The sequence below is a fragment of the Microcoleus sp. D2_18a_B4 genome (genome assembly GCF_036702475.1).
In the GTDB taxonomy this organism is placed as follows: domain Bacteria; phylum Cyanobacteriota; class Cyanobacteriia; order Cyanobacteriales; family Microcoleaceae; genus Microcoleus.
Map to the genome: position 1 here is coordinate 1 of NZ_JAUBTL010000099.1, position 17,626 is coordinate 17,626.

Sequence of the window (17,626 nt, forward strand, 5' to 3'; positions counted from 1 at the left end):
AGTCAACAGTCAACAGTCAACAGTCAACAGTCAACAGTCAACAGTCAACAGTCAACAGTCAACAGTCAACAGTCAACCGTTAAACTAATTCAAAACTACCTTGCCATCTTCCTGAATTTGCAGCGATTTTGTATCAGCGTCCAACTCAGTTGTCGCGCCGAAACTGACTTGCAACATTCCCGGCATCGCGGTTGCTTGGGGGCGAACCAGCAGCAATCCGCCGTCTGGGCGCTGGTAAGTGAGGGTGATTGGCACTTGGATGGTTTTCAGCAAAATTTCCGATTGTTCGCCCAGAGTGCGCGGCTGGGTGACGCCTACGATTTGATAATTGATGACAGCATTGGTGGTATTCACCAGTTTAATTACTATCATGCCTTCGGCAGGCGTAACTCGCGCACTGGGCATGGGGAAGCGGGCAGGCGCGTCTGTTGGTGTAGAGGGCATCCCGCTGAGACCCGGACTCGCAGCCGGAGTTGGTTGGTTGACGGGTTCTTCAGTGGCTGCGGGAGTCTCTGCGGGTTGGGAAACGGGTTTTCCTTTTTGGGGCGGGGGGCCGCCGGCTTGGGAAAGTGTTGCGAGACTAACGAGTAAACCGACGCCGGTGGCTGCTAGCAAGCTGATTTTTTTTAACGGTAGATTGTGGCGAAACATAAATAACTCCTCACAAGTTCGATCGAGGTTGTCCAACACAGTTCATGTTAATCTATGCGGGAATTGAATTTTAATAGCTTGGTTTGGGCGCGAGGTAAGAAGAATCAGGCTTGAGGGGGAGATTTTTTTTTAACCGCAGAGGGCGCAGAGGGCGCAGAGGAGGAGGGGAAGTTTTAGAGGTGGGATGCTTCTGATTTGTGGGCGGGGAGGGTGACGGTAACGGCGGTACCTCGATCGACTTGGCTGTCAATGCGGATTTGGCCGCGGTGATTTTCGACAATTGCTTTGGCGATTGCTAATCCTAAACCGGAACCGGCGGCGCTGCGATGGGTTCGGGCGGGATCTACGCGGTAGAATCGATCGAACAAATGTGGCAGGGCTTCTGCGGAAATCCCGATGCCGGTGTCTGTTACTTTTATTTGCAGGGCTGGATTTAAGATCGGCGAATTTCTTTTGTTTTTGGCTGCAAGTTGCAATTCTACTTCAATTTCGCCGCCAGAGGGCGTGTACTGCACGGCGTTGCTGACGATATTGGTAAACAGTCGGGCTAGTTGATCCCAGTCGCCCAACAGTGTAAAGTTGTCCTCAGCGTTGGGCAGATCGACAATTTCCAAAGAAAGAGAGAGATTTTGGGTAGTGGCGATCGCCTGTTGTTCTTCAATTACCTCCATCAGCAAAGCATCGAGAGGAACCTCAATCCACTGCTGCTGGACGATGCCGCTATCTTGTCTGGCTAAAAACAGCAAATCGTCAACCAAGCGCCCCAAACGGCGCGTCAGGCGTTCGATAACTTGTAGCTGTTGATGCTGCTGCGGTTCGATATCCGGTTCCGCCAAAGCTACTTGGACGTTAGTTTGAATAGTGGCGATCGGATTTCTGAGTTCGTGAGAAGCATCAGCGGTAAACTGTTTGAGACGCCCGTAAGACTCCCGTATCGGTGCCATCGCCAATCCCGACAGCAGCCAGCCAATAGCTGCAACGCAAATTAGAGTTAAACTCGCGCCCAAAATCAAATCGAGAATTAATTGGCGGATGGGTTTTGTCACTTCAAACCAAGGATGGCTGACTCGCAAATATCCCAGAACTTGGCGGCCGATTTGTACTCGCTGCGTTACTTGTCTGAGGGAATAGTTTTGAGTTGTCCGAATGCTAATTGGTTTAGTAGAAACGCGATTTGTATTTTGTGCAATAGACTTTTCACTACCTAAATTTAGATTTTCCTGCCAACCTGCATTCAAACCGCCATCAAAATCTCTTCTTTCTCCCCTCTGCGCCCTCTGCGCCTCTGCGGTTAAATCCCTCTTCCCTCTATCCATTAAATCCGTGACATCCCGTACATTGCCCGTTGCCCAACTTTCTTCGGCCTGATTTGTGCCCTCAAACTGCAACTTATTATTAATTATCCAAACTGTTTCGCCGGTGCGGTTAGCGTGAATGGGAATATTCAGCGGTTCCGATAAAGTAGACCACAGCAATTCGCCTGTAGGACTGAACCATTCTAAATCAATATGGTCGTCTTCTACAGCATCGGTGCTATCTCGAAAACTGGCTTGAATATTAACTTGCAACTTGTTTTTATCTTTGATATTAGGGAAATTTAGCGGTTCGATAACGAGAGTTCGCTCTATTACTTCGACAACGTGATGGAGGGTGTCGTCAATGCGATCGATCAAAGTATTGCGGACGTAGAAATAGAAACCAGTGGCGAATACAAGTAACAATACAGCAGTAACGGCAGTGTACCAAATAGCGAGGCGGCGGCGGGTAGCTTGAAACATATTGCGAAAGAAGTTCGGCAACGGATTGTGTAATGGATTCAATAGATTTAACTCATATGTTGCACCATTCTCAATTAGCCTTTTCTGAACAGGCTTTCCGGCCTGTTCCACAAGACAATCTATTCTTTGTGGAACAGGCCGGAAAGCCTGTAGCTGACGCAAGATGCCTGTTCCACAAGACAATCTATTCTTTGTGGAACAGGCCGGAAAGCCTGTTGCTGACAATGGTGCAACATCTCAGTTTAACCAATTTAATAACTATAACCTTCTTATCTTCTCTTCTTCTCTTCCTTCGTGTCCTTCGCGCCTTCGCGGTTCGTTAAAAAAAGCCTTGTTCGCAAATTATATCAAAAAACTCTAACAACTTTCCCTTCTTGATACTTCAGACAGATGTCGAGAGAGTAGTCACCCTAGTATTATAATCGCTAAACTTTTTAGGTAAAAGCCTGTGAATAAATTTTTATTTCGAGCCGCGATCGGGCTGTTAATGGCATTTTTTGGAGCAATCACCTATTTTACAAACGACGTACAAAATCCGGTAACTGGAGAGAGACAGCGGGTGCAGCTTTCTCCCCGCCAAGAGATAGTTTTGGGGTTGCAGGCGCGAGATAAAATGGCCGCGCAGCACGGGGGGCTTTATCCCAGCCAGAGTCTTCAGCAGTATCTCGATCGAGTAGGAGCACGAGTTGTCAACGGTTCGGCCGCGAAACAAGCGGGTTATCCGTTTGAATTCCACCTGCTGCGAGACGCCCAAACTGTCAATGCTTTTGCTCTACCGGGCGGACAAGTTTTCATTACCGCCGGACTCCTGGGGCGGCTAAATTCCGAGGCTCAGTTGGCCGCTATACTGGGGCACGAAAGCGGTCACGTTGTGGCGCGTCACGGTGCGGAACACTTGGCAAAACAGCAGTTGGGCAGGTCTTTGGTAACGGCGGTTGGAGTGGCTACTAGCGACGATCGCGGGGGCGGGCAGCAGGCAGCATTAATTGCTCAAGCTGTCAATCAAGTTGTCGGTTTGCGGTACGGTAGATCCGACGAACTTGAGAGCGATCAGCTCGGTTTTCGGTTTATGACCGAAGCTGGTTACGATCCTAGAGGTATTGTTGAGGTGATGCAAATCCTCGGTGCCGCTAGGAAGGGCGAAGCGCCGCCGGAGTTTTTGAGTTCTCACCCCAACCCGGAAAACCGAGTTCAAAAATTGCAAGCTTTAATCGCGCAAAATTACCCTAACGGTGTTCCAGCTAACTTGGTGTCTGGACGCGAAGAGTTTGCTAAAAATGTGTCGGGCGGTTAGCAATAATTGCATCGGGCTTTACAAAAGTTATTACTATAGGCGGATCTAAGTTCGGCTTGGATTTGACACGATCGACTTAATGAGCGATCGAGCAATTGGAATGTTGAAAACCATGATTGAATCTTGGATGATTATCGGCGGTGTGACTTTCTCAGTCGCCTTCGGTACTCTGTTTTTTAAACTGCGCGATATTAACTGGGCCGTCAAACTTCAAAGACCGGATTGGATGTTTTTTGAGCCTGCTATTCCGTTAATTTGGACGGTGATTTTTGCTTGCGGGGCCGGCAGCGCTACTTTCGTGTGGGAACAGGAACCCGGTAGTCTCAAAACATGGCTGTTGATGGCTTTGTACTTGCTTTTAGAAATTGTCACAGTTGCTTATATTCCTGCTACTCTCAGAGCCAAAAGTCTCAAAGTAGGGACGATTTTGGGAGGGGCTGGCGAGATTTTGGGAGTTGTGTTGACGTTGGCTGTTTTGCCGATTTCTCAAACCGCCGCTTTGTTACTTTTGCCTTACGCGATTTGGGGTGCGATCGGCACTTATACCACTTGGGAAATGATTCAGTTAAACCCGGAAGCTGCATAAATATTCGGTGTTCTTCGGCGCACCCTACATACTATAACGCTCTTCTCTTCTCTTCCTTCGTGTCCTTAGCGTCTTCGCCGTTCGTTAAAAAAAACATTGTTAATAATAGCACATCGGTGCTAGCGGGTTAACCCACCCGATAAAGTGAGGAAATCCGCTTAACAGTGTGTGGGTATTTGATGAGAAAATAGATGAATAAAACTGCTTTAAATCAAAGGATGACAGTTATCAATGGCCATTAAAGACCAGCCCCAACCACCTCGTTTTCGCCAAATTAGCAATATTTTGTTATTGCTCTCAAGTTTGTTTTTGCTGGCAAACATCTTTTTACCCAATTTGTTCGGCCCCCAAATTCCGCAAGTGCCTTACAGCTTGTTCGTCCATCAAGTACAAGAACAAGATGTAGTCAGAGCTTCAGTAGGTCAAAATGAAATTCGCTACCAACTCAAAGGCGAAGGCGACAAACCCGGTCAAGTGCTCTCCACTACGCCGATTTTTGACCTGGAATTACCTAAACTTTTACAAGAAAAAGGCGTTGAATTTGCGGCAACTCCGCCAGCTAAAAATGGCTGGATCGGCAGTGTTTTAAGCTGGGTGGTTCCGCCGCTGATTTTTGTGGCGATTTTTCAATTTTTCATGAACAGGCAGGGCGGCGGGCCACAGGGCGCGCTCTCGCTGGGCAAAAGCAAAGCTAAGGTCTATGTAGAAGGCGAATCGGCGAAAATTACTTTTGCTGATGTGGCTGGAGTAGAAGAGGCTAAAACTGAATTAGTCGAAGTTGTTGAATTCCTGAAAACTCCTGACAGATTTACGGCAATTGGCGCGAGAATCCCGAAAGGCGTGCTGTTAGTAGGGCCTCCGGGAACTGGCAAAACGCTGTTAGCAAAAGCAGTAGCTGGTGAAGCTGGCGTGCCGTTTTTTAGCATCTCCGGTTCGGAGTTTGTGGAACTGTTTGTAGGTGTTGGTTCTGCAAGAGTTAGAGATTTATTCGAGCAGGCTAAGAAACAGGCTCCTTGTATTATTTTCATTGATGAATTGGACGCGATCGGCAAATCTCGTAGCAGTAACGCTAGCTTCGGTGGGAATGATGAACGCGAACAAACTCTCAATCAATTATTAACTGAAATGGACGGTTTTGCGGCGGGCAATACTACGGTAATTGTGCTGGCTGCAACTAACCGCCCAGAAAGTTTGGATGCTGCTTTGTTGCGCCCTGGCCGTTTCGATCGCCAAGTTTTAGTCGATCGCCCCGACTTATCCGGCCGCGAAGCAATTTTGAACATTCACTCTCAAAAAGTGAAGTTGGGCCCGGATATTGACTTGAAGGCCGTCGCCACTCGTACCCCCGGTTTTTCGGGCGCAGATTTGGCAAATTTGGTCAATGAAGCTGCTTTGTTAGCCGCTCGTAACAAGCGACTAACTGTGGCGCAGGAAGACTTTTTTGAGGCGTTTGAGCGCGTTGTAGCTGGCTTGGAAAAGAAAAGCCGGGTGCTCAATGAAAAAGAGAAAAAGATTGTGGCTTACCACGAAGTCGGGCACGCGATGGTTGGTGCTGCACTGACCGGCGGCGGCGAAGTGGCCAAAATATCGATCGTCCCGCGCGGTATGGCAGCATTGGGTTACACGTTGCAAGTACCGACAGAAGACCGTTTCTTGTTGGATGAATCGGAATTGCGCGGTCAGATTGCTACACTGCTTGGAGGGCGATCGGCTGAGGAAGTTGTGTTTGGTAGCATTACTACTGGCGCTTCAAATGACTTGCAAAGGGCGACTGATTTAGCTGAACGGATGGTGACAACTTACGGGATGAGTAAGGTTTTGGGGCCTCTTGCTTACGATCGAGGTCAACAATCAATGTTCCTCAATGACGGTATGGGAAATGCCCGCCGCGCGGTAAGTGCTCAAACTGCGGAGGCGATCGACCAAGAAGTGAAGGAAATTGTCGAAACTGCACATCAGCAAGCTTTGGATATTCTGAAAGCAAATCGGGAATTGTTGGAAACAATTACGCAGAAACTGTTGGAAACTGAGGTGGTGGAAGGTGATGCACTTCGCGAATTCCTCGCTCAAGTGCGGCCTTTAGATAAGGTTGCGGCTTCAGTTTAATAGGGTTTAATTAAACCACCGATGAACGCAGATGATTCCAAATCATCTGCGTTTTGCGATCGCACTCCACGATGAGCCGACTGAAACAGACAACGGCAAACGGACAAACCCGCGTTTGTGCGATCGCAAGTAATTCTATTAAGGGAGAGCAATCACAGGGCGCTCTCCCTGATACTCAAATCAAAATAAATGAGCAGTGACATCTCACGAATTAGCTGCAACAACAAAGAGCGATCGCATGAAACCAATGCAGCAATTACATTATGATTAATCTGGCGATCGAGTTGGGCTGATAAAAGGCTAATGGCAAGACTCTATTATCGAGGCATGGCAGAAGAAAACGGTAAACCCAAAATGGGACGCAACGCGAGGCTATTGGGAGTCAGACCCAGTATTGACATTGATGTTGAGCAAGTGCCCAAAGACTGGTTGGATGAACAAGGTTATTTACTACCAGAAATAGAACGCAAGTCTTCAGAGGAGTCTGTCACTGTAGCCATTAGAAACACAAAAGGAATGTATGTATCCCTCTCTATCGAAGGCTTACCACCATTCCGCAAACCCCCAAAATTTGGCGGAACAGGAAAAGATCCTCTTTGGCAGATTGACGACAGCAAGATCCTCGGAGATATTGAAGCTGTGCAAGATAGTCCAACTCATGTGAGTATTTTGCCAAGCGCTACAATGCTTTTAGAGAAATATGAAGCAGCGCTGGCCCAGACACAGAGCGAATGGGAGAAAGTTGGATAGTTTAATTTACTCAACGGGAGAACAGCAATGGCATGGGTGTTTAGCTTATCGGCTGAATGTGGGATAAAGCAATCTGAAGCACAGCAATTTGCTCAATATTTCAATGAAATTTCCTGGGTAATCTCAAACGGTAGACATTCCCAATGTCGGGCTGAATTTTTTCAGGACATAGAAGAAAATTGGTGGTGTCGAGTTTGTCCAAGTGGCCTCAGTGAGATTGGGATTGACACTCCAGAAAGTGCTTATTTGATGACGGAAATAGGTATATTTCTGTATCAGAGTTTGCGGTTTGCTCCACCGTTTCGGTATGCTTTAGTTGGTAGGGAAGTAGATGAGTTTAGAACCTACAGCGAATTGATTGAAGAGCCTGCCTTGGTTTTTCCTGGATTGGTTTTAGCTGAAGCTGTTTGGCAAGCAACGGGAGCATCTTCGGTTTTTCGATCGTTCAGTCTTGGATATGTTTGGAAGCCCTAGGAAGGTGAAGTTTATAGACCACTACTAGCATCACCGGACTTAAAGAACAAGCTGGATGAATTGCTGAGCGTGGGGTAAATCCTTTTAGTGGAGACCTCGCCCCCCGCCTATCTAATTTACACCCAACAAACCCAATCAACTCAGTAGTCTTCGCGATCGCACCCTCAAATCTTTAGGCGGTTTTACTTGCCTTCTTCTTTTTTCGATAGCGCGATTCTGCTATTGTTTGTTTGGTAAACTCTATTTCCTCAAAATCGACCTGCATCACAGCCGTCTTAAACTCCAGCCCCAAAACACAGCTAATTTCAAGGAGTTCCATATAACTAGCACCTTGATAATCTTTCTTCTCGTGTTCCTTAAGGCGTTCAGGGTCCATATCCAACCTTTCTGCTAGTTCTTCCACGCTGATTTTTGCTGCCATTCGAGCTTTAATTAAAGCATCTGATAGTTTATTGAAATTCTCAACTACAAGTTCGATCGGCTTACTCTTGTCCCACGCCATCAATCGTTCATATTCTGCTATTTCTTCGTGCAACTGATCCAAATGGCGCTGAATCGAACCTCTACCAGCATCCCATTTGAGGAAGTCCTTTCTTTTTGCTTCTTCATCCCGCTCCATTGCTGCTAGAGTTTTGTTGAATTTTTGCACCCAATCTTTGCTGACTCCGTACTCAAATTCATTTTTAATCACGGTTCCCACCTCATTAAATCGAGCGCTATAATTCCTTTCTTGTTTTGCCCTCTGTCGCTTTGAAAAAATTCAAAGGAATTTTCTCCGTAATTGCCTACAGGTTCGTCTGAGGGAAAAATCTCCCCTCGATACTTAGCTTTTTGGGCATTTCGATCCTGATGATTGAACAATCTAGGAGCATTGATTCTCAGATACTCCCTGTCTACAGTTTCTCTATCGTAACAAGCATCAAAATCATTAGGTTTGTCTTTGCTGGTAACAAAACTACCATCAATATAGATAGTTCTAGCACCTGCCGCTTTTAACTGAGTCATTGCCAGTTTCAACCCCTTTATCATGTTCTTTCTGGGAACAGTCGTACCAAATCTTTCCTCAAACTCCTCCCATTCGCACCAATGAACTCCCCGTGGTAGATTGCCGTTTTCATCGAATTCTGGAATCACTTACTCACACCCGCGCCGCAAATTAGTTGTGCGAGTCGATCGTACCACAGCTACCATTATAAACAAACAAAAACCAGGTTGGTTCAAACAACCTGGTTTTTCAATATTCTTGCTGCATTTTCGATCGATCAAATTCCGGGCACGTAGGCCATAACTGGAGTACCTTGCTGCTGCTGCTGCGCGATTTCCAAAAGGCGTTGAATGCGCTCCTCTGTCGGCGGGTGAGTGCGGAAAAGTGACTGCAAACCTTTAGTCGAAAAAGGATTAACAATCAGCAGCGGCGACATCGCAGGATTGCCGTGCATGGGAATTTCATGACCCATTTTCTCTAATTTTTGCAGCGCGTTTGCTAAACCGATCGGGTTATTGGTAATTTCCACTGCACCGCTGTCGGCTGCAAATTCCCTCGTCCGAGAAATCGCCATTTGAATTACGGTTGCTGATAGCGGTGCTAAAATGATTAAAAACAGCAAACCAAACGGATTCGCGCCTTGTCTGCTATCCCGTGTTACCGGGCCGTAAAGCGCTCCAAAAGTAAGAATTCGCCCGACAAATGTAATTGCACCGGCAATTGTTCCTGCAACTGCTTGAGTGAGGGTGTCGCGGTTGCGGATGTGTGTCAGTTCGTGCGCTAAAACGCCTTCCAATTCTTCGCGGGAAAGCAGCTTGATGATGCCTTCAGTAACTGCTATTGTCGCGTGTTCCGGGTCTCTTCCTGTGGCGAATGCGTTGGGAGATTGAGTAGGAACTAGAAATATTTTAGGCACGGGAATTTGGGCTTTTTCACTCAGCGATGCTACCATATCGTAGATTTCTGGTGCTTCGCTGCGGGCGATCGGCTGAGCGCGGTAAGCCATTAACGCGGCCGTGTCGGAATAGTACCAAGAGCTAAAACTTGAGAAGGCGGCTAGCGCTAAACCGATGTAAAGTCCTTGCTCGTTGCCGATTAAATAATAACTTCCTAAAACGAGAAGGCCGCTTAGGAGTCCTAAGAGAGCGGCTGTTCTGAGTTGATTTGTTCCTAACATGGCGGGTTGAGGGCGATCGCTATTTTGATATTTTTGAGCTTGTAATTAGATTTTCATATTTGCGGGCGATCGCGCCTCTATCTGCCGAAATAACTGCTGCCGCCAATAGTAGTATTTTACCTGCTAGATCGGAGACGGAGAATGTCTCTGGAGGCTCTATCTGCTTGCTTTCTTGAACCAGCATATCCGCAGAATCTGACATTTCCAGGCAGAGCTTGGAAACGAGATTAATCTCACGAATTGGCGGCCCAAAGAATAGCAATATCGCTGTATTGCTTGAACATTGAATCAGCACTCACAAGCGTCATCTCCTCCATCTGAGCCTGGGCAATCAGCATTCGATCGAAGGGATCTCGATGATGTAATGGTAACGCAGCCGCTCGCAGGGCATGAGGTGCTGTAATTTCCAGCGATCGCACATCTAACTGTATCATGCGCGTCGAAATGTAGGTATCTATAGGTTCTGGAAGTGGTAACTTTCCGATCGCAACTTTGATGCCCATTTCCCAGACACTAGCAACAGAAAACCACAATTCGTTCGTTTCATCGGCAATCTGTGCGATCGCCTCCTCATTCAATCGATCTGGTTGGGCAAACCACCACAAAAAACACTGCGTATCCAGCAAGAGTTTCACTCTTCATCTCCCTCGAATGCTGTCAAAATCTCTTTTGGCAAAGGATCGTTAAAGTCCTCTGGCAAAACAAATCTCCCTCGATCTTGTCCCAAACTAGCTCGTCGATTGGATGAAGTACGAAATGGAACCAACTTCGCGACTGGGATGCCTTCGTTGGAAATAATGATTTCTTCTCCCAGTTCCACACGCGACAGTAGTCGTGAGAAATTTGTTTTAGCTTGATGGATATTTACAGTTTCCATGCTCTTAAAAAAACAAGTCTATAAACTAAGTATAACCAAATAAACGCAGACAATCTTACATTCATCTGCGTTTACCTGCGTTTATCTGCGGTTGAATTCTCCAACCCTAAACCGCTTGCACTTGCTTTTCCTCAACAGCAACAGGTTCTTGATATACAGTTTGAGACTCATTAGCCAAAAAGTCAGCCAATTGAGCTTCAATTTCATCCCGCACAATCTGGCGGTATTCGAGGAAATGCTCGTTGTGAGCACACACTGTCAAATAATGATCCCAAACCGCAGGATTGCGTCTGAGAATGCTGAACAAATGATGCCAGAACTTCCACCGAGTTTTGCGCTTGACTCCCTGCCGCCAAACCACAGTTAACAGTGCTCGCAAGTCTATCCAACTCGGAACTCTTGCAGGTATCTTTGCTGTAGGTGCACCCAGCATCAAGAAGTGGCGATAAGTCCGGTCTAAATATTTCTCAGCATCGTACACTTCGCAGAATGCCTCGACATATTCGCGGGCAATATCTTCGAGAGGCCGCGTCGGAATGAAGTTCATCAAAGTTGTCTGGTTGAGGTTGCCCGATTTGTCGCGCAACCGCCCTTCTTTTGCTAGTCTGTGGGACAATGCAGTGTGCGGCAAAGCTTGCAGCATTCCAAAGGTTGTGCTCGGAATTGCTGCTGCTTCGGCAAACTGGACAATCCGCTGACCGGCGCCGGGTTTTTCCCCGTCAAATCCGATGATAAATCCGGCCATTACTCGCAAACCTGATTTAGCAATTAACTCTACGGATTCGATCAGGGAATTTCGGGTATTTTGGAATTTTTTCGTCATTTGCAGGCTTTCTTCGTCGGGAGTTTCAATCCCTAGAAACACTGCATTGAAATTGCAAGCAACCATCATGTCCATCAATTCTTGGTCTTGTGCTAAATCGATGGATGCTTCTGTGTTAAAAGTAAACGGGAATTTGTGTTCTTCTTGCCAGACTTTTAAGTCTTTTAGCAACAGTTTGACGCTGCGTTTGTTGCCGATAAAGTTGTCGTCTACCATGAACACGCCGCGCCGCCAGCCCAAGTTGTAGAGATAGTCTAATTCTGCTATCAATTGTTGGGGGTTTTTGGTGCGAGGTTTGCGGCCGTAGAGGACGATGATATCGCAGAATTCGCACTGGAAGGGACAGCCTCGGGAAAATTGAATCGACATTGAGTCGTAGGCGTCTAATTCCAGCAAGTCGAAGCGGGGGACTGGCGTTGTGGTAACGTCTGGTTTTACGCCGTCCGATCGATAAATTCCGCTTTTTTCGCCGCGCCCTATTGCTTCGACAAACATCGGCAAGGTGATTTCGCCTTCGTCGAGAATCAGGTAATCTATGCCCGCTGCTTGAGGTTCTTCGGGTACTGAAGTCGGGTAAGGGCCGCCGCAAGCTACGGATTTACCGCGCCGTTTTGCTTCGCGAATTATGTCTAGCAAATCTTCTTTTTGGACAATCATTGCCGAGAGAATAACGAGCTCGGCCCATTCCCATTCTGCTTCGGTGATTTGTCTGATATTGCGATCGACTAACTTAAATTCCCATTCTTGGGGTAAAATAGCTGCTACCGTTACCAAACCCAGCGGTGGCAGCAGCACTTTACGATCGACTAATTCTAGGATTTTCTCGTAAGACCAAAATGTTTTCGGAAACAGCGGGTAAACTAAAAGAACTCGCATTATATGTTAAACCTCACATCAGTAAACAACTTGCGATCGGGCTGGCGTGTTTGAGAGTTCGATCGACTCTCAAGACTTCATGTTAAGGCTAAAATTACGATCTTGCACTCGATCGAATATCTGGCGAGGGGTGACACCCCCTAATACCAACAAAATGAGCGCAATTTTTAGCTTGCAGTTCCCTGTTAAAGTGTGCAAATGCTGATATCTTATCCTATTTGACCCTTAATTGACGATAATCGCATTTAAAAAGCATGGGACTAAGGCAAAAAAGAATTTGAAACACTAGACTTGAATAGCATAAAGAATTAGGGATGGGCTTCTAGCCCATCCCAAAAATTGTTTTTCTTGTGGGATGGGATTTGAGAAGCGCAAAAATAATTAGGGACGGGCTAGAAGCCCATCCCACAATCTTTCTTGTGGGATGGGCTTCTAGCCCGTCCGATTATTGGTGCGGAGTGTACGGACTACTTTGAATCTTTGCCGGGAATCCCGCTAGTTCTTAACATATCGGCAACTGTGCCGCAGTAACTTGGCATTCCTATGCTTTCGGGATTCACAAGATTTTGATAGGTAAAATGGCGGTAGCTGATGCAAAATCTATCCCAAGCAGCCACCTGAATTCGGAACAGCCAAATAAAGAAATCGGCTAGCCAAGGTGACAGAGTAATCCTAAAAAATATCTTTTTATTCAAATACTGGCAAGCTTGTTCTACCACTTCGTTAGCTGTAATCGCCGGATTTCCTAGCACAAAATGTCGCGGTTCCTCGGAAGCAGGCGGATGTTCAACTAAATAATTAACTACTTTAGCAATATCTGCGCCGTGGATGAAGTGAAAACTACCATCTGCCTTAAACCAGCGAATCAAACCAATCCATTTAGCCACAAGTGGCAGGCCCGATGACAAGTGAGAGACTGGTTTTTCGGCGTCTCCTCCCAATACTAATGTCGGGTAAAGTGCCGTAATGGGAGGCACATTTTTTAAGGCAGACAAATGCACCATGCAGTTGTATTTTGAGCTGATATAATCTGTCCCCAGTTCCCCGGCTTCTTTGAGCAAATTGTTGTCTCGACCCAGAATACTGGCAGTTGAAAAATAAATTACTTGTTGGCAAGTCTGTGGCGAAAGTAGTTGAATTAGCTGGAGAGTTTTGGTTACGTTAACATCAAAAACTTCTTGAGTTCCTCCCCAAGCAGTAGCGGCTACAATTGCTACATTTATTGTTTGCAAAAGTTCGGCAAATTGCTCGATATCTCGCATATCGCCTTGTAATATATGGATGCCGGGGCGGGCTTTCCAGTCAAATTTTAATTTTTCTGGGTTGCGAACTAATAAGTAGAGTTCGTGGTTTGTTTCTTGAATCAAAGTTTCGGTCATGTAGTGACCGATACAGCCACTTGCACCCGTCACAAAAATTTTTTTGGAGTTCATTTTGCCGCAGGGGAAGAGGGAGGATTTGACGCTTTTTCCAGGGTAGGGAGACGGTATTGCCGTGTTTTTTTCACGGTTGGAGACGGCATTGCCGTGTCCCTACAAATATTGTGTGTTTTTGTTACTCGTTACCAGGCTCTGACCTGGTAACGCAGATCCGGAGGCTCTGCCTCCATTTTACGCGAGGCAGAGCCTCTGGATATGGGTTCACCAGGCAGAGCCTGGGAACCAGTTAAAACCAGTTAGAACCAGTTCGCAATCAATTTCAAGCAGCAACTGCAAGCAATTTGTCGGCTTGTTTTGCCGTTTCAAAGAAGAAACGCACGTTGTCTTCGGGAGTTCCCGGTAACACGCCGTGTCCCAAGTTGAGGATGTGTCCGCGCGGGCCCGCTTTGCGAATTGTATCAAGAATTCGATCGCGAATAAACGGTTGAGAACCAAACAACACGCCCGGATCGAGATTTCCCTGAACGTTCATATTGGGGCCCAAACGTCGGCGCGCGTCGGCCATATCCACTGTCCAATCGACGCTGATGATATCCGCGCCGGATGTTGTCATGCGTTCGAGGAGGCCGGCGCTACCGGTGACTAACAGAATTAGCGGGGTGTCGGGATGGGTTTTTTTGACTTGCTCGAACACCTGTTTCTGGTAAGGTAAAGCGAAGGTGTCGTAGTCCTGCGGGGAAAGTTGGCCGGCCCAGGAGTCGAACATTTGCACTACTTGCGCGCCGCAGTCGATTTGATAGCGCACGTAAACGGCGATCGCATCTGCGAATTTCGACAGCAACTGATGCAGTAAAGTTGGATCGGAAAATGCCATGTTTTTGATGATGGCATAATCCTTAGAACCTTTGCCCTCAACCGCATAGGCCGCCAGCGTCCACGGCGCGCCCACAAAACCGAGCACGGTGGATTTGTTGCCGACTTCTTCGCGCAGGGATTTCAGGATGGTTTTGATAAACGGCAAACTTTCTTCCGGGTTCAGCGGTTGCAGGTTGTCGATTTGCTGCTGAGTGCGGATGGGTGAGTGGATAATCGGGCCTTTGCCTTCGGCGATGTCCATGTCAATGCCCAAACCGGGCATGGGGGTGACAATATCGGAAAACAGGATTACGCCGTCGGGTTGAAACGCGCGCCACGGCTGAAGGGAAACTTCGATCGCAACTTCGGGAATTTCGGAACGTTCGCGAAACGAGGGATACTTTTCTCGCAAATCTCGATAAGCCTTCATGTAGCGGCCGGCTTGACGCATCATCCACACGGGCGGGCGGTCTAGGGTTTCGCCGCGGGCTGCCCGCAACAACAAGGGAACTTCATTTAATGCCGACATTTTAACTTTTCTCTACCTTAGATATTTCAATGCCTTTGGTAGCTTACCACTGTGCGATCGTCCTTTTCGACAAAATCGTTGTGTGTACAAATGTGTATTTTGCCATTGCCAAAGAAAGTGAGGCGAGGGCCAGAGAGCGACTGTATATAAAGGACTGCTAGAAATCCTGTGTATACGCAAAGAAACCGGGTTTCTACGAAGAAACCCGGTTTCTGATCCCGCGCTACAGCTTGACCTACTTACCTCGTTACGCACACTCCGCCCACCACTACCCGACATTGTTCTCGACGCTCATCGAACCTCCTATTATTATCCACCCTCGCCGAATCTAAATCTCTAGTCCGCGAATTGTAGTAATAATCTCCCGCCGGAAAGTTTCTAGTCGGGACAGCGCAGTAAGTCGAGTCTTGATTTCCATCGTCAAACCTTACTCTCACCATAGAACGTCTCTCGCGACAATCAACAGACCGCAAGCCAAAATCATCTTCCAGAAGCTGTGCTCTGTCATATTGACCGTCATATCGGCCGTCATCTCGCCTCGTGTACCAATCGTCCCGCGAATTGCGAGCTCGTCTGTCGCCCCCATCAATTCCCGAAACTTCCAGCGTGTAGCTACCGCCCCTGGCTGCATCTTTTGCTAACACTAACAGTTTATAATCGCCAGTACGGGGAATTTGATAATTAAAAGAACTGTCTAGCGTAAAAGCGACTTGTTTGTTGTTCCCGTAAAACAGCACCATGACGGAAGTAAAACCGCGACTTCTATCTGTATCTAAAAACACTTCAATGTTATCCCCTTCCCTTGCGCTGAATGTGTATTCTTGGCCGCGCAATTCTTCCGTCGGATTTCCGGGTGTCCACATATTTCGGAAACGGTAAATCGGGGAAGTGCGGCGAATTACTCCATCTATGCGATCGTTATTACCTATCTGTTCGCCAACCGCACTTGAGGAAATTCCGGTAAGTGCCAATCCCGTAACTAGCACAGCGGCAGCAATACTGTTTAACAAGTTGTGTGCTTTCATATCAACCTCTGGAAAAATTTAAAATCTTTTTGCTTTCTTGGCGCCGACATTTGCATACACAATCCATTTTAAATGTAATTTCTGCCAACCGTGTCAACCTCACCTAACGGGACTATTTAGCGGGTGCAAAATCTCATGTTAAAGTTATAGACGTTGAGCCCTAATCTAAAGTTGCGATTGATCGCCACAAATCAGCAATCCCGATTCAGCGTCGAGACTCGCCATAAGTCCCATCGGCAAAGCAGCGTTAACTCCCTCGTGCCCGAAGGGCAAATCCGAGACAATGGGAATATTCAAGTCCCCCAGCCGATCGCGCAAAACCTCTTCAATGCTAAAACTGGGAATACTCGGCTCAATCTCGCAGCGACTGAAGCGCCCCAAAGCAATGCCCCGCACCCCAGCGAAAGCCCCCGCCATCCGCCACAAAGTCAGCATTCGATCGACCCTGTAAGGAGCCTCGGAAACATCCTCAAATGCGAGAATAACCCCGGTCAAATCCGGTTGATACGGGGTTCCGAGCAAATGAGAAGCCACAGTCAGATTCGCAGGAAACAGCCGCCCCGTGGCTTGTCCGCTGCCCCATCCTTTACCTTGCAAAGATTGTAAGGGACGACCTTCTATGCAGTCAAAAAGTCGATCGACAGACCAATCCGGTTCTGCCCCCAAAGTTGTCAGCATCGGCCCGTGAACGCCCCAAATCCCTAACTTAGCGTGATTCCACAGCAAAGCAGTAATATCTGAAAAGCCGATTAACCATTTCGGCGAATGGGAATCGGGAGTTGGAAATTGGGAATTTTCCGCCTTTCCCACTTTTCCTTTTTCCAAAAGTCGAGTGCTGCCGAAACCGCCACGAACACACAGAATACCGCGACAATCCGGGTCACTGAGGGCATCCGCCAACTGTCGGACGCGGTTTTCATCGGAACCGGCCAAATAGCCCCAGCGATCGTCAAAACCCGGTGTTAATTCAAGTCGATAGCCGCGGGATTTCCAAATTTCTACACCCTTTTCAAAGTTGGTTGATTCTCGCAAAGTGCCACTAGGGGCAATTACTTTGAGCAAATCTCCTGGTTGCAGAAATTGTATGTTAGTCATTAGTTATTAGTTATTAGTTATTAGTTATATCGTGTTTGGTGAATCGATCATAATTCCGTAGGGGCAGGTTTTACAGACAATTTCTGACTGAAACAGACCATCTCGAAAACCCGCCCCCACCCACCCATAAATACAAACCTACATTTTCGGATTCTGTGAATCGATCATAATTCCGTAGGGGCGGGTTTTACAGACAATTTCTGACTGAAACAGACCATCTCGAAAACCCGCCCCCACCCATCCATAAATACAAACCTACATTTTCGGATTCTGTGAATCGAGCGTAATTCCGTAGATACTGTCTTGAACTGTCAAGGGGTAGCAAGTAAATAATTGGGGTCGAAAGGCTTTTGGGACTTTAAAATA

Annotated in this window: 19 protein-coding genes; 6 read left to right on the forward strand and 13 right to left on the reverse strand. The window is 47.2% G+C overall.

From position 1 onward, the window contains the following. Nucleotides 1-84: 84 nt before the first annotated feature. On the reverse strand, nt 85-651 hold the full coding sequence (locus QUB04_RS31135; protein ID WP_333290540.1) for a hypothetical protein: 567 nt from the start codon (nt 649-651) through the stop codon (nt 85-87). 173 nt (nt 652-824) lie between these two features. After that, entirely contained in the window at nt 825-2,429 is a 1,605-nt protein-coding gene (locus QUB04_RS31140) for a HAMP domain-containing sensor histidine kinase (protein ID WP_333290554.1), read from the reverse strand. Nucleotides 2,430-2,592: 163 nt separating this feature from the next. On the opposite strand from QUB04_RS31140, the gene QUB04_RS31145 reads away from it, so the two are divergent. The 6 genes from QUB04_RS31145 to QUB04_RS31170 all read left to right on the forward strand — a co-directional run bounded on the left by QUB04_RS31145 (nt 2,593) and on the right by QUB04_RS31170 (nt 7,639). Further along, nucleotides 2,593-2,790, forward strand: coding sequence for a hypothetical protein (locus QUB04_RS31145; RefSeq protein ID WP_333290541.1), 198 nt, complete (start codon nt 2,593-2,595; stop codon nt 2,788-2,790). 87 nt (nt 2,791-2,877) lie between these two features. Beyond that, nucleotides 2,878-3,723, forward strand: a complete 846-nt coding sequence (locus tag QUB04_RS31150; RefSeq protein WP_333290542.1) for a M48 family metalloprotease — start codon at nt 2,878-2,880, stop codon at nt 3,721-3,723. 79 nt (nt 3,724-3,802) lie between these two features. Beyond that, nucleotides 3,803-4,309: a tryptophan-rich sensory protein gene (locus QUB04_RS31155; RefSeq protein WP_333290543.1), complete on the forward strand. Its 507-nt coding sequence runs from the start codon at nt 3,803-3,805 to the stop codon at nt 4,307-4,309. Nucleotides 4,310-4,540: 231 nt separating this feature from the next. Beyond that, nucleotides 4,541-6,415 (forward strand): ATP-dependent zinc metalloprotease FtsH4, encoded by a 1,875-nt coding sequence (gene ftsH4 / locus QUB04_RS31160; RefSeq protein ID WP_333290544.1) that lies wholly within the window; start codon nt 4,541-4,543, stop codon nt 6,413-6,415. A gap of 303 nt (nt 6,416-6,718) precedes the next feature. Next, nucleotides 6,719-7,165 (forward strand): Tse2 family ADP-ribosyltransferase toxin, encoded by a 447-nt coding sequence (locus tag QUB04_RS31165; RefSeq protein ID WP_333290545.1) that lies wholly within the window; start codon nt 6,719-6,721, stop codon nt 7,163-7,165. A 27-nt stretch (nt 7,166-7,192) separates the two neighbouring features. Next, on the forward strand, nt 7,193-7,639 hold the full coding sequence (locus tag QUB04_RS31170; protein WP_333290546.1) for a hypothetical protein: 447 nt from the start codon (nt 7,193-7,195) through the stop codon (nt 7,637-7,639). A gap of 172 nt (nt 7,640-7,811) precedes the next feature. On the opposite strand, the gene QUB04_RS31175 is transcribed toward QUB04_RS31170, so the two are convergent. From QUB04_RS31175 to QUB04_RS31225, 11 genes are all read right to left on the reverse strand, one after another. Beyond that, a complete protein-coding gene (locus tag QUB04_RS31175) occupies nt 7,812-8,330 on the reverse strand; it encodes a DNA-binding protein (RefSeq protein WP_333144138.1) in 519 nt (172 codons plus the stop codon). Continuing rightward, nucleotides 8,327-8,773 carry a DUF6932 family protein gene (locus QUB04_RS31180; RefSeq protein WP_333267386.1) on the reverse strand — a complete coding sequence of 149 codons (447 nt, stop codon included), beginning with the start codon at nt 8,771-8,773 and terminating at the stop codon, nt 8,327-8,329. Before QUB04_RS31180 ends, QUB04_RS31175 begins: the two co-directional genes overlap by 4 nt. A 128-nt stretch (nt 8,774-8,901) precedes the next feature. Beyond that, the gene (locus QUB04_RS31185; RefSeq protein ID WP_333290547.1) at nt 8,902-9,801 is read right to left on the reverse strand and encodes a M48 family metalloprotease; all 900 of its coding nucleotides are present in this window, start codon (nt 9,799-9,801) and stop codon (nt 8,902-8,904) included. Between the two features lie 19 nt (nt 9,802-9,820). Beyond that, nucleotides 9,821-10,003, reverse strand: coding sequence for a hypothetical protein (locus QUB04_RS31190; RefSeq protein WP_333290548.1), 183 nt, complete (start codon nt 10,001-10,003; stop codon nt 9,821-9,823). Between the two features lie 31 nt (nt 10,004-10,034). Then, entirely contained in the window at nt 10,035-10,436 is a 402-nt protein-coding gene (locus QUB04_RS31195) for a type II toxin-antitoxin system VapC family toxin (RefSeq protein WP_333290549.1), read from the reverse strand. Then, nucleotides 10,433-10,678 carry a type II toxin-antitoxin system Phd/YefM family antitoxin gene (locus QUB04_RS31200; protein WP_190738292.1) on the reverse strand — a complete coding sequence of 82 codons (246 nt, stop codon included), beginning with the start codon at nt 10,676-10,678 and terminating at the stop codon, nt 10,433-10,435. Before QUB04_RS31200 ends, QUB04_RS31195 begins: the two co-directional genes overlap by 4 nt. A 106-nt stretch (nt 10,679-10,784) precedes the next feature. Next, entirely contained in the window at nt 10,785-12,377 is a 1,593-nt protein-coding gene (locus QUB04_RS31205; RefSeq protein WP_333290550.1) for a B12-binding domain-containing radical SAM protein, read from the reverse strand. A 467-nt stretch (nt 12,378-12,844) separates the two neighbouring features. Continuing rightward, a complete protein-coding gene (locus tag QUB04_RS31210) occupies nt 12,845-13,810 on the reverse strand; it encodes an NAD(P)-dependent oxidoreductase (protein ID WP_333290551.1) in 966 nt (321 codons plus the stop codon). Between the two features lie 265 nt (nt 13,811-14,075). Beyond that, on the reverse strand, nt 14,076-15,140 hold the full coding sequence (gene hemE, locus QUB04_RS31215) for a uroporphyrinogen decarboxylase (RefSeq protein ID WP_333144146.1): 1,065 nt from the start codon (nt 15,138-15,140) through the stop codon (nt 14,076-14,078). A 239-nt stretch (nt 15,141-15,379) separates the two neighbouring features. Further along, nucleotides 15,380-16,165: a hypothetical protein gene (locus QUB04_RS31220; protein WP_333290552.1), complete on the reverse strand. Its 786-nt coding sequence runs from the start codon at nt 16,163-16,165 to the stop codon at nt 15,380-15,382. A 165-nt stretch (nt 16,166-16,330) separates the two neighbouring features. Continuing rightward, nucleotides 16,331-17,260 (reverse strand): LD-carboxypeptidase, encoded by a 930-nt coding sequence (locus tag QUB04_RS31225; RefSeq protein ID WP_333290553.1) that lies wholly within the window; start codon nt 17,258-17,260, stop codon nt 16,331-16,333. Between the last annotated feature and the right edge of the window lie 366 nt (nt 17,261-17,626).